This is a genomic window from Providencia sp. Me31A, assembly GCF_050487165.1.
Lineage (GTDB): Bacteria > Pseudomonadota > Gammaproteobacteria > Enterobacterales > Enterobacteriaceae > Providencia.
In genome coordinates, this window is the sequence record NZ_JBKQGZ010000003.1 from 156,355 (window position 1) to 168,547 (window position 12,193).

The window sequence follows — 12,193 nt, forward strand, 5'->3', positions numbered from 1 at the left end:
TTAGCAATCCCATTCTATGCCTGAAAATGAAATTCATTATTACCAAGAATGGGATAATCGTGCGCTATTTTTTCTATATCTGATGTGATTTCAGCGAGATACACGAAATGAGTAATTCTTTGAACCGCAAAAATTATTATCAAATATAATATGCAATCCTTATATCACGTCTAGATTTTGGCGCAACAACACCATAATGCTGCCATTCATAAAAATCTCACGATCAATAATGTATCCCACTTTTTCTGCCACACGTATAGATGCCGTATTTCGAGGTTCAATAAAACAAATCGTTTGCCTATACTTATTTTGCCCTTTTAACCACACTAAGGCCGCCTGCATCGCTTCTGTTGCATAACCTTTACCTTGAAATTCTGGAGATATCACCCAACCCGCTTCAGGAATGCCTGTCACTTTAGGTTCAACCATACGGTGAAAATCGGCAAAGCCTAAGTCACCGACATATTTCCTAGTATCCTTTTCACGAACAGCCCAATAACCAAAGCCCAATAATGGCCATAATCCCCCATACGCGAGCATTCTCATCCAAGACTCGCGCTCCGTAGATGGAATACCTCCTATATAGCGTACCATTGACTCCGCAGCCCATAACTGAGTTAATGCGGGAAAATCCTCAACCTTATGCTTTGATAAAATAAGCCTTTGAGTCTCAATTTCCGGGATCAAGTTCATAAACTGCATCTCCTTGCTATCTAAATGGAGGTTCATCGAAAGTTCTTAACTTCCTAGAATGGAGTTTATCGCCTTCTTGCCTGAGTAGATCAATCGCTCGAATGCCTATCTGTAGGTGTTCAGAGATAGCGCCTTCATAGAAACTATTCGCCTGACCGGGTAATTTAATTTCACCATGCAAAGGCTTGTCTGACACACATAAAAGCGTGCCGTAAGGAACACGGAAACGATAACCTTGAGCAGCAATAGTGGCACTTTCCATATCAACCGCGACGGCACGGCTTAAACTAAAACGTCTTGCGGTAGTAAAAAAGCGTAATTCCCAATTTCTATCATCGGTCGTAACCACAGTGCCTGTACGTAAACGTTGTTTAACTAACTCGCCAGGCATGTTGCTCACTTGTTTTGTTGCGTCATATAAAGCACGCTGTACCTCCGCAATACTTGGAATAGGAATATCAGGGGGTAATACATCGTCTAATATATGGTCATCGCGTAAATAAGCATGCGCAAGGACATAGTCCCCTATTTTTTGGCTTTCACGTAGTCCCCCACAATGCCCAATCATCAGCCATGTATGCGGCCTTAATACCGCTAAATGGTCACAAATATTTTTGGCATTTGACGGCCCTACACCAATGTTAACAAGTGTAATTCCCGCACCATCTTTTGCAATCAGATGATATGCAGGCATTTGAAATCTTTTCCACGTCAAATCAGAAATGGCAATCAATGGGTCGGCATTTTCTTCCGTAAGATAATTATGTCCAACACAAGACAATGCAATATAGCGACTTTCAGGATCGCGTATTTGCTCACATGCCCAACTGACAAACTCATCAACATAACGGTTATAATTGGTAAATAAAATATAAGGCTGAACATGTTCAGGCGGTGTTCCTGTATAATGCTTCAAACGCGCTAAAGAAAAATCGACTCGCAACGCATCAAAATGGGATAATGGCATTGTATCAGTGAGTTGATATAAGCCGTCAGTAATATCATCACTAATATGTGATAAGTCTGTAATTGGAAAATGAGCAGCTAAACTGCTGCTTATACTGCGGTCAAGTACAAGATCTGAGCCATCAATAACAAATGGATAAGGAATTTCTATTTGGGATGGGCGAACTGCAAAAGATACATCATAGTCCTGCTGTAAAATGGAAAGTTGATCCACTAAATAAGCACGAAACAATTCAGGTTGGGTCACCGTGATGGTGTAATCCCCTTTTTTCACAAAGCGTGCATAAACACGTGTTTTTTCACATTGATCAACTTTACCTTGCCATGTTACACATAACTCAGGATAAGCAAATAACCCTTTTTTCCTATCAACGATATCTGGTATACGTCCTTCCTTGACATAAATAGCAATTGCATCTCTTAATGAACCAATTGCATTGGTATATAACAACGAAAGTTTATCTAATACACCTTCAATAGATAAGTTTTCATACTGCTGACACTTTTCCAAAGACACACGCGGCTCCTTATCAAATTCAACTGGCATAATCTTTCGATAACATAGTGTATGCAGGGTAAGGTTGCAAAATATATCGTGTTTACTACATCACTAGCGCTAAAACCAATGGCAAAGTAAAAACGGCAAGTACCGTTTGTAACGTGATAATACCTGCCATTAGTTGACTATCGCCATTTAATTGTCGAGTTAAAATATACGCCGTTGGGGCGGTTGGAATAGCAAAAAAGATGACTAATAATATTGTTTCTAATGCCGGCAATAAGAATAGATGTGCAACCGATGCAGCGAGTAATGGCATCACAAGCAAACGGATAAGCGCTGATACTATCAAGGGTTGAAACTCTTTTCTTAAAGTCGCCGTTTGTAAAGCGGCACCAATGCATATTAAACCCAATGGTAAACTGGCTGCGGATAATAACTTCAATAGTTGTTCTGAACCAAACGGTAATCCAATAGGTGATAGATTCAACACTATGCCAACCAAACAAGAAATAATTAATGGGTTTTTAATGATCGGTAATAGTATTTGTTTCAAGGAAATTTTTTTATCTGATGTTAACGAAAACACCGCAATGACATTACAGCTAGGCACTAAAATCGCCATAATGACCGCAGCAATAGCAATCCCTTCTTTGCCAAATAAGTCAGCAATGATTGCCAAACCTAAGTAGGTATTAAAGCGGGTAATCCCTTGAATATATGCCCCAAACCGAGGAGTCGTTATTTTGAATAAATATTTACTTAACAATATGAGGATTGAACTTCCCCCTAATACACAGAATATTGCACCAGCAAGAAATGATAATTTAGGATTATCTAATGGTGCATGAGCCAAACTATTAATCAATAGTGCGGGGAACAAAATAAAATAGTTAAGCTTTTCCGCACTGGGCCAGAAATCGGTGGAAAATAAAGATGTACGGCGTAACACAAAGCCCATTGCAATCAAGGCAAATAGAGGCCAAAGTACCAATAAAATTTTTTCCATTTTAATTTAATTTATTCAATCAATTAGCTAAACTAACCAACAATCTAACGTTAAATTAATGTAACCGTTAGGTAAAAAAAGCGCTATTCATTGTTTGAAAAAATACAATATTATTTATGAACAAAAACTAGAAATCCCTCACACTTATCATATTCTCATTCTCACAATTTTTGATTGAACTCTCTCATTTAATAGTATTTTTTCCTCTACTTTTTTATAAACTCAAATTTTTTACTATAAAGCAACAAATACTATTTGCCTGAAACCTTGATTTTATGTATTTTTATTCATTATAAATGCATAAATAAAGAGGCTGTAGATATGTTTAAGAAATTAATTTTTGCGGGTTGCTTGACACTCGCTGCTTTCGCAGGGAACGTTTACGCAAAAGAAAGTTACACCGTTGGGGCTGGCGGAACTTACCGCCCATTCGAGTTTGAAAATAGCCAAAAACAACTTGAAGGCTTCGATATTGATATTATTAAAGCGGTCGCAGATGCTGAGGGTTTTGACGTTAAATTAGTCAATACGCCTTGGGAGGGTATTTTTGCCACATTATCCTCTGGTGATAGAGATATTTTAATCTCTGGTATCACCATCACAGATAAACGTAAAAATATGGTCGATTTTTCTAACCCGTACTTCCCTGCTGAACAAGCCATTGTTATTAGTGAAACATCAAATGTCACCGATTTAAACAGCTTAAAAAGTCTGAATGTCGGTGTCGTTAACTCCAGTACCGGTGATATTGTTGTCTCTGAAATTATTGGTAAGAACAGTACATCTATCAAACGTTTTGACAATACGCCATTATTATTACAAGAACTGTATGAAGATGGTATTGATGCCGCAGTCGGTGACGTTGGCGTTATCAAGTATTACATCAAAACTCATCCAGAGAAAAAATTTAAACTGATTTACGATAACCATTTTGAAAAACAATATTTCGGTATCGCTGTGGCAAAAGGAAATAGCGAGTTACAACAAAAAATCAATAATGGTTTGGATAAAATTATTGAAAATGGAACCTACAATAAAATCTACCAAAAATGGTTTGATGAAAATGTACCTCAATTACCAAAACAATAATTCTTTGCATTTTAAAGCCATCTTTGGATGGCTTTTTCTCGTTTTAAATCAGGGTGAATAATTAAGATGTCTGCTTTTCGTTGGGAAATAATTGAAGAATACGCCCCGCTGTTTGCTGAAGGCGCGCTGATGACCATAAAGGCAACCATCATATGCGTTATTTTAGGCTCTTTATGGGGGTTAACGTTAGGCTTAGGCAGAACAGCCAAAGCTGAACAAGGCATATGGAAACCCATTTTACATTACTTTGTCCAATGGCCTGTTCGTTTTTATGTCAGTGCTTTTCGCGGAACTCCACTATTCGTACAAATAATGGTTGTCCACTTTGCATTAGTTCCACTTTTTATCAACCCTCGAGATGGGTTATTCGTGACTTCAGGGCTTATGTCAGTCGATACGGCGCGTATGTTACGCTCTGATTATGGTGCGTTTTTATCATGCGTCATCGCTATTACTTTGAATTCAGGCGCTTATGTTTCGGAAATATTCCGTGCAGGTATTCAATCCATTGATAAAGGACAAATGGAAGCGTCCCGAGCCTTAGGTATGAGCTGGGCTAAAACCATGCGAAAAGTAATTTTACCGCAAGCTTTCCGCCGCATTCTTCCGCCTCTTGGTAACAATGCTATTGCGATTGTGAAAGACTCCTCTTTAGCGTCTGCTATTGGTTTAGCCGATCTCGCTTATGCAGCAAGAACCGTGTCTGGCGCTTATGCAACCTATTGGGAACCGTACTTAACAATATCGGTAATTTATTGGATGCTGACATTTATACTTGCTCAGCTAGTGCAATATATGGAAAGAAGGTTGGGCAGAAGTGATTTACGTTAATGATCTACAAAAAAAATTTGGTGAAACTCATGTATTAAGGGGCATTTCTTGTGAAGTACAACCACAAGAAGTTATCTGTATTATTGGCCCTTCGGGATCAGGGAAAAGCACTTTTTTACGTTGTTTAAATGCACTGGAACGTCCTGATGGCGGTGAAATCAAAGTAAATGGTTTTGATGTCCACGATCCTAAAACTGATTTAAACAAAATGCGTGAAAATGTTGGCATGGTTTTTCAACGCTTTAACTTATTTCCCCATATGACAGTGCTGGAAAATTTAATGATGGCACCGACTTTGGTTAAAGGGCTCAAAAAAGATCAGGCACTTAAGCAAGCTGAACAATTACTGATTAAAGTGGGCTTATTAGACAAAATTGATGCATGGCCTGCCAGTTTATCTGGTGGTCAACAGCAACGAGTCGCTATCGCGCGCGCCTTAGCCATGCAACCGTCCATTTTATTATTTGATGAGCCAACTTCAGCTCTCGACCCTGAATTAGTTGGAGAGGTGCTTGCTGTCATGAAAACCCTAGCAACCGAGGGGATGACCATGGTAATTGTGACCCATGAAATGGGCTTTGCTCGTGAGGTTGCTGATCGAGTATTGTTTATCGACCAAGGGATCATTCAAGAACAAGGCACACCAGAACAAATTTTCACTGCCCCGAAAAACCCTCGCACCGCTGAGTTCTTAAGCAAAGTTTTATAACTCTATCGCCTGCTTATCACCATTAAGCAGGCTTTTTCCGATAGCTATCCTAATTAATTGCCTATAAGCTAAGAATATTATGATCAAATAAAATCTAACTTATGGATATTAAAAGCCTTTGTAAACAATACCGTTCAGGAAAAAAATTTAAATATGTTTTTTTCTGGGGCCATCAAACCAAACAAAACCACATTACCAAAAGCTGCTTTAGCCAATGGTACCCTTCTCCATTTATTGTTGATGGACACCGTTTTGCCAGCGCCGAACATTTTATGATGGCTGAAAAAGCCCATTTATTTGGTGATATCGAAACCCGAGAAAAAATTATTCATGCCCCTAATCCAGGAGCGGCAAAAGCATTTGGTCGAGAAGTTCGTGGCTTTAATCAGGAAATTTGGGACGCTAATCGCTTTGCTATCGTTGTTGCAGCCAATATGGCAAAGTTTTCGCAAAATGAAGTACTAAAGCAGTTTTTACTTTCAACCAATGAACGCGTATTAGTGGAGGCCAGCCCTGTCGATAAAATTTGGGGGATAGGTTTGGCAGAAGATGCTGAAAATATTGAAAATCCATTAACATGGAAAGGATTAAACTTGCTAGGCTTCGCATTAATGGAAGTCCGAACACAGCTAGCCTAAATATACAGTTTATCCGATAAGCCACAAAAACCCGTTGTTGCCAACAACGGGCCAGCAAATTATTCACTGAAATGTAGGATATGCTACTGCGATTAATTACAACGGCATTCTATATTCGATAACTCCCGGTTTTTCGGCTACCCAGTTATACAGTTTTTGACCTCGTAAGTTAGTTTCTTGCGTGTGCCAATAAAGACGGCCACACTGTTTTTCTTTAGCTTGCTGATGCACAAACTCAATCAATTGTTTTCCTACATGACGCCCTCTCATTTCCGGCGTGACGTATAAGTCTTCTAAATAACAAAAATCATTTTCAGCCCATGTTGAACGATGATATAAATAGTTTACAAAACCAACCACCTTGCCATCTTCAATGGCCACCGCACAATACATGGGTTCATTCGTGTCAAAAAAACGTTCCCATGCTTTTAAAGTGATTTCTTCACTCAAATTAACTTGATAAAATTTTTGGTACTCTAGCCAATAAACTAGCCATTGCGGATAATGTTCTGGTGCAACAAATTCAACGGTAACTGGCAATGTGGTTTTATTCATAATAACCCTTCCATTTGTAGACATATTACATAATGGGGGTATAGTACAAGCCATTCTGGTGCTATATAAGATACACTTTTGTTATTTAATTAAGGTCCACTTTATGCGATGTAAACAACAAGCTCCCTTTCCTCTACTTTTACTTGAGGATGGCTACATAAAAGAGAATGTTTACCACACAATTCGCAATGCGATTTTAGATGGACGTATAAGTACAGGGATTAAACTACCTTCAACGCGAGCACTGGCTGAAATGATGTCTATTTCAAGAAACTCAGTAATTGCAGGGTTTGAGAGATTAATTGATGAAGGTTATCTTTATACCAAAAAAGGCTCAGGAACTTATGTTTGTGCCAATATTCCTGATGAACTGATTCGTACCATTAGTCATAGCCAAACTATCAGCCAACCTCAATACAGCACACTAAATCTGAACCCTTTGGTTGCCACACTTTCGGCGCTATGGGACAAATCTCGCCCCAATACTAATAAACGGCAAATGTTCAATATTGGCATTGGTTGTGTTGACCAATTTCCCCATGAACTTTGGGGGCGTTTATTAGGCCGAGTATGGCGTAGGTCAAAACAAGCCATTCCTAATTTTAATCATCCTGATGGCTATTTACCTTTAAAGAAGTTGCTGGTTGACTATGTTCGTTCTACACGAGGGGTTCACTGTAATGAAAAGCAAATTATTATCGTAAATGGTACTCAACAGGCGATTAACTTAGTTGCTAAAGTGTTGTTAAAGCAAGGTGATAACGTTTGGTTAGATGATCCCAGTTATGATAGTGCCCGAGCAATACTCACTGCGGCGGGTGCAGAAATTTCGCCAATTCCATCAGACCAAGAAGGTATGGATATCACTTATGGCGCAACCCACTATGGAACAGCAAAGTTAATTTATGCAACGCCTTCCCATCAATTCCCTCTTGGCACCACGCTGAGTTTGCCTCGTCGTTTAGCACTGCTAGATTGGGCACAGCAAAATAATGCATGGATTTTTGAAGATGATTACAACAGTGAATTTCGTTTTTTATCTAAACCCATTCAAGCGCTACAAGGGCTAGACAATCACCAACGTGTTATTTATGCAGGCACATTTTCTAAAATGATGTACCCCGGTTTTCGGTTAGGCTTTTTAATTGTGCCAGAAATTCTCAGTGAAGCCTTTACCATGATGAAGTACTACAGTGACAGTCATTGTGGTTATTTGGAGCAAGCCGCTTTAGCTCAATTTATTCAAGAAGGACACTATGCACGCCATGTACGAAAAATTCGTAAAATATGCCATGATCGACAAAATACCTTCTTTAATGCCATTAACCATTCTCTTTCACACATATTTAATGTGCAAATGACAGATTCAGGTATTCATACGGTTTGCTGGATCAAAGCAGGCTATGATATTAATTTGATACTCGAACAGTGCCGTTCTCTAGGCTTTGGTGCCCAACCTTTATCACGTTACTGTATACAAAACCAAAACCATAATGCGATCTTATTTGGTTATGCAGCCCATTGCGAAAACGACATTGTTGATAACATAAAATTACTGAGCGAAAAGCTCTGCAATATATACCCAAGTTAAACAAAGACTATTTTCAGCTTTTATCTGATAGCGAGATTTTCCCCAACCTTTATAACTGTATCTTAAAGGACTATTTCGATTGGGGTGCTATTAATGACTAAAATAAATTATCCATATGAATTCGAAGTTGGGGATATTGTTTTTACCAGTATTGGTACAGAGCTATTTCGCCAAATAGCCTCGGCATCACTATGTTGGAGTAACCATGTTGGTATGATTATCGGCCATGATGGTAATGACTACTTAATTGCCGAAAGCCGTGTTCCACTTTCAACAACGACAACACTATCTCGCTTTATTGAGCGCTCATCAGATAAACGCTACAGCGTACGCCGCCTGTCACAATCACTAAGCCAAGAACAAAAGGATGCATTGGTTGCGGAGGTTCCTCCTCGCTTAAATAAGTTCTACCATACTGGCTTTAAGTATGATTCTTCTCGTCAATTTTGTTCAAAGTTTGTATTTGATATTTACCAATCCGCTTTATCTATACGCATTGGAAAAATTGAAACTTTTGAAGAATTATTAACTAAAAATCCGAATGCTAAACTCAATTTTTGGAAATTGTGGTTTGTTGGCCAAATCCCATGGGAACGGACAACGGTCACTCCGGCGAGTTTGTGGTCACATCCAGAATTATCATTGATTTACCGCAGCCATCAGGATATTCATTAAGCATTATCTAGCGTTAATTAACGCATTGTTTGCCATAGAGCAAATTTCCTGTAAGATTTGCTCTAACAATGCGTTATCTATTTTTTCTCGCTTTAAGCGCTTTAATAATGGTTTTCGCGCAACAACAAACCCTAAAACTTGCCCAATTAATACATGAGCACGAATAATCGCACTCTGCTCAGCAAGTGAATTAGCTAATTGGATCACCTGTGATAAACGAATATGAAACGGTTCGATAAAATCACGGTAAATCACATCGTAATTTTCTGTCGGTTCTAATTGCTCACGTAAGATCAGTACCGAGTAATACTCATGCTCAGGTAATAACAATGCGTTACCTAACCCTCGAATTAACAACGTGACTAACTGACTTATTTTCTCAATATCAACAGGGCTCTGCTGCACCGCATTTGAAAGTAATGAATCAAATGCCTGAACTTGGCTAGCTTGGGATAAGTCAGTGGCAATTTTTTGAATAACAGCGGTATAAACCCCTAACTTCCCTCCCATATGATAAGGAATAGCGGACTGGTTAACCCCTGCATTTTCAGCAAGTTGTCGAGTTCTTACACCATTAATCCCATAAAGGGCAAATTGTTTTATCCCTTCATTGATTAACTTTTCTTTGGTTGATTCCGAAGAAAGCGTATTTTTATTGGTTTCAGTCATCATCCGCTGTTATTCCATTCATTAACTATCCGAACGCATAAGATAAGTTGAATTATGATTCAACTCAATACCTTGTTCTTTCCCAACAACAACCGTTCCACCAAGGTTGCACAAGTGGTAACCAAATGCACAATTTGGCTCAAATGCAAACGTCATTCCCGCTTTTAGTACTAATTCACGCCCTGGATTGGGTAAGCGCTCTAATTGGCGGTACTTTTGTGCAATCGGTAGCGATTCAATACCAGGGGCTGTTCCAAAGCCAATTGGCCCATAAGGGTTGATGCTATGGATCAGTGGATGTACGTGCCATCCTTTTGATTTTAAAAGTGGTTGCTCCATTTTGTCCACCACTTCTCCGAAGGTCACACCCTCTTTTAGGTTTTCCACTCCAATTTCATAACATTCACGGGCGACCGCAGCCGCCTTTTCTAAGTTTGGATGAATTTTGCCTACTGCAACAGCTGCTTGGTGCTGGGTTTCATACATTCCATACAATGCAAATATTTCAGTCAATACAATATCACCTTGCTGGATTTTCCGAGGTAATTGTGAACGATATTGCCAAGCAGGCTGCCCCCAACCAATGTATTCAGGCCCCGAACCCATTAATATTTCAGCGGTAAAACCGCCCATTGATAAACATTTTGCCGTCACTGCCGCGGCAATATCGGCTTCTGAATGGCCTACAACCGCTGTTGCTCGCATCGCTTCACTCATCGCTTCGCCGATCATCGCCGCATATTTCACATGTGCTAATTCTTCTTCACTTTTAACAGATGCTAACTGGAAAAATTGTTTATAAACAGGAATAAAATTCAGGTGTGGTAAACGCGTTTTGATACCTGCTAGTGTGTTGTAAGGCATTGCTCCATCAAAATAAAATGGTGGATAAGGTTCTAACCCAACAATACCCACATTAGCATTTTCTGACACGCTTAAATCAACCAATATTTGAGCAATATTGCGCCCTGTTTTCCCCACAATGATTTGCTCGGGTGTAATCCATTGCACATCGCCACGCATTTGCGCTTGCATATGGTCAGCAACCATCATTGGTGCAAAAGTGACAACTAACGGCGCTTTGTCTTGATGAAAAATGACAACAGAGCCTAAGCGGTCATTAGTAAAATAATGATCGATACAAAATGGTGCAGGCGCAGCTGACTCCCTATCTCCATAAACAATTAAGACTTCGAGATCATTCAATTGCATGATCTTTCTCGCTATTCCCCATCGTCTATCTCTTTCAGCAAACGAAAATGGGCGTGGAATTGTTGTCGTATTCATAATAAGTCTCTCTTTTAGTATTTAATTCATTTGAATGAATTAAATACTGACTGCGATTTGATTATTTGTCAAACAATGGCATGAACACTTTGTGCGGATCATCAGTAAACCCGCGAATGGCTAAGCTAAAAACTGATAAAAATCAGCCTATAAGAATTTCAAATGATATGAGAAATAAAATTGTAGGTAAAAAATGGCCTCAGAAACAATAATAAGAGCAAGTGACAATACCTTGCTATATTGCTTCTGAGGCCATTTCTATGGGTTAAGCGGCATAAAAATATTATTTTTTCTTGTTCATCATGGCTTTTAAATCAGCGAAAGGGTTATAAGTTGCCTCACCTATATCTTTCTGGGCATCTTCCCCTGCAACAACATTGGTACCATACTGGTCAGCTTCCGTATACTTAGAGTGTTCATGATCATGACAAAATAAGCATAACAGTTCCCAATTACTGCCATCTTCGGGGTTATTGGTATGGTCGTGATCAATATGGTGCACGGTAAGTTCACGCAAATTAGAATATACAAACTCCCGGGTACAGCGACCACATACCCACGGGTAAATTTTCAGTGCTTTCTCACGGTAGCCACTTTCCAACCGCGCATAATTTTTAGGGATCAAAGCCATTGCTCATGTTACCTATTTAAAAAATATATTGTTTTTAATATACCCTATATTCGAACTAAAAAAAATCAACTGGGAACAGAGATCCCAGAAAATAACTTAAGCCAATAACACCTTTAAATTGATTTTCTACCTTCAATATTCATCGTAACAGCGTGTTCTATAATCACAATGGCGAGTATGTTGGTATCATCTACTAGGGATTTCAGTCATTATAGAATAATCCCCACCCACAAATTGTCGACTTCATCTATATTCAATCCAAAGTCAGTAACTGAACTTACAGGGATCATATTTTAAAATTAGTTGATTACATTCTATTTCCTAACCATTAAGTGCACTTATATAACTAAG

At 39.0% G+C, this 12,193-nt stretch carries 13 protein-coding genes; 6 read left to right on the forward strand and 7 right to left on the reverse strand.

The features are described 5' to 3' along the window. Positions 1-159: 159 nt before the first annotated feature. The 3 genes from ACLPIE_RS03520 to ACLPIE_RS03530 form a co-directional block, all read right to left on the reverse strand. The gene (locus tag ACLPIE_RS03520) at positions 160-693 is read right to left on the reverse strand and encodes a GNAT family N-acetyltransferase (RefSeq protein WP_430259708.1); all 534 of its coding nucleotides are present in this window, start codon (positions 691-693) and stop codon (positions 160-162) included. 16 nt (positions 694-709) lie between these two features. Further along, positions 710-2,170: an AMP nucleosidase gene (locus ACLPIE_RS03525; protein ID WP_430259876.1), complete on the reverse strand. Its 1,461-nt coding sequence runs from the start codon at positions 2,168-2,170 to the stop codon at positions 710-712. Positions 2,171-2,261: 91 nt separating this feature from the next. Further along, positions 2,262-3,167, reverse strand: a complete 906-nt coding sequence (locus ACLPIE_RS03530) for an AEC family transporter (protein ID WP_430259710.1) — start codon at positions 3,165-3,167, stop codon at positions 2,262-2,264. Between the two features lie 321 nt (positions 3,168-3,488). Between ACLPIE_RS03530 and ACLPIE_RS03535 the strand changes: the two genes are divergently transcribed. From ACLPIE_RS03535 to ACLPIE_RS03550, 4 genes are all read left to right on the forward strand, one after another. Beyond that, positions 3,489-4,256, forward strand: a complete 768-nt coding sequence (locus ACLPIE_RS03535; protein WP_430259712.1) for a basic amino acid ABC transporter substrate-binding protein — start codon at positions 3,489-3,491, stop codon at positions 4,254-4,256. 66 nt (positions 4,257-4,322) lie between these two features. Next, positions 4,323-5,087: an amino acid ABC transporter permease gene (locus ACLPIE_RS03540; protein WP_430259714.1), complete on the forward strand. Its 765-nt coding sequence runs from the start codon at positions 4,323-4,325 to the stop codon at positions 5,085-5,087. Then, the gene (locus ACLPIE_RS03545; protein ID WP_430259716.1) at positions 5,074-5,796 is read left to right on the forward strand and encodes an amino acid ABC transporter ATP-binding protein; all 723 of its coding nucleotides are present in this window, start codon (positions 5,074-5,076) and stop codon (positions 5,794-5,796) included. The genes ACLPIE_RS03540 and ACLPIE_RS03545 overlap by 14 nt, the downstream gene beginning before the upstream one ends. Positions 5,797-5,897: 101 nt before the next feature. Continuing rightward, positions 5,898-6,434, forward strand: coding sequence for an NADAR family protein (locus tag ACLPIE_RS03550; protein ID WP_430259718.1), 537 nt, complete (start codon positions 5,898-5,900; stop codon positions 6,432-6,434). A 96-nt stretch (positions 6,435-6,530) separates the two neighbouring features. Here the strand turns inward: ACLPIE_RS03550 and ACLPIE_RS03555 are convergent, their stop codons facing one another. Continuing rightward, entirely contained in the window at positions 6,531-6,989 is a 459-nt protein-coding gene (locus tag ACLPIE_RS03555; protein WP_430259720.1) for a GNAT family N-acetyltransferase, read from the reverse strand. 103 nt (positions 6,990-7,092) lie between these two features. Here ACLPIE_RS03555 and pdxR point away from each other — a divergent pair, with 103 nt between their 5' ends. Both pdxR and ACLPIE_RS03565 read left to right on the forward strand, forming a co-directional pair. Then, positions 7,093-8,580: a MocR-like pyridoxine biosynthesis transcription factor PdxR gene (gene pdxR, locus ACLPIE_RS03560; RefSeq protein WP_430259722.1), complete on the forward strand. Its 1,488-nt coding sequence runs from the start codon at positions 7,093-7,095 to the stop codon at positions 8,578-8,580. A gap of 93 nt (positions 8,581-8,673) precedes the next feature. Continuing rightward, positions 8,674-9,255 (forward strand): YebB family permuted papain-like enzyme, encoded by a 582-nt coding sequence (locus ACLPIE_RS03565; protein ID WP_430259724.1) that lies wholly within the window; start codon positions 8,674-8,676, stop codon positions 9,253-9,255. Positions 9,256-9,258: 3 nt separating this feature from the next. On the opposite strand, the gene ACLPIE_RS03570 is transcribed toward ACLPIE_RS03565, so the two are convergent. The 3 genes from ACLPIE_RS03570 to yajD form a co-directional block, all read right to left on the reverse strand. After that, entirely contained in the window at positions 9,259-9,924 is a 666-nt protein-coding gene (locus ACLPIE_RS03570) for a CerR family C-terminal domain-containing protein (RefSeq protein ID WP_430259878.1), read from the reverse strand. A 21-nt stretch (positions 9,925-9,945) separates the two neighbouring features. Next, on the reverse strand, positions 9,946-11,211 hold the full coding sequence (locus ACLPIE_RS03575) for a M24 family metallopeptidase (RefSeq protein ID WP_430259726.1): 1,266 nt from the start codon (positions 11,209-11,211) through the stop codon (positions 9,946-9,948). A gap of 283 nt (positions 11,212-11,494) precedes the next feature. Beyond that, entirely contained in the window at positions 11,495-11,842 is a 348-nt protein-coding gene (yajD, locus tag ACLPIE_RS03580) for an HNH nuclease YajD (protein WP_430259728.1), read from the reverse strand. Positions 11,843-12,193 lie beyond the last annotated feature (351 nt).

Coding starts and splice junctions, on each gene's coding strand:
- ACLPIE_RS03520 (WP_430259708.1), bottom strand. CDS start 693: ATGAACTTGATCCCGGAAATTGAGACTCAAAGGCTTATTTTATCAAAG.
- ACLPIE_RS03535 (WP_430259712.1), top strand. CDS start 3,489: ATGTTTAAGAAATTAATTTTTGCGGGTTGCTTGACACTCGCTGCTTTC.
- ACLPIE_RS03555 (WP_430259720.1), bottom strand. CDS start 6,989: ATGAATAAAACCACATTGCCAGTTACCGTTGAATTTGTTGCACCAGAA.
- ACLPIE_RS03550 (WP_430259718.1), top strand. CDS start 5,898: ATGGATATTAAAAGCCTTTGTAAACAATACCGTTCAGGAAAAAAATTT.
- ACLPIE_RS03540 (WP_430259714.1), top strand. CDS start 4,323: ATGTCTGCTTTTCGTTGGGAAATAATTGAAGAATACGCCCCGCTGTTT.
- pdxR (WP_430259722.1), top strand. CDS start 7,093: ATGCGATGTAAACAACAAGCTCCCTTTCCTCTACTTTTACTTGAGGAT.
- ACLPIE_RS03570 (WP_430259878.1), bottom strand. CDS start 9,924: ATGACTGAAACCAATAAAAATACGCTTTCTTCGGAATCAACCAAAGAA.
- ACLPIE_RS03530 (WP_430259710.1), bottom strand. CDS start 3,167: ATGGAAAAAATTTTATTGGTACTTTGGCCTCTATTTGCCTTGATTGCA.
- yajD (WP_430259728.1), bottom strand. CDS start 11,842: ATGGCTTTGATCCCTAAAAATTATGCGCGGTTGGAAAGTGGCTACCGT.
- ACLPIE_RS03575 (WP_430259726.1), bottom strand. CDS start 11,211: ATGAATACGACAACAATTCCACGCCCATTTTCGTTTGCTGAAAGAGAT.
- ACLPIE_RS03565 (WP_430259724.1), top strand. CDS start 8,674: ATGACTAAAATAAATTATCCATATGAATTCGAAGTTGGGGATATTGTT.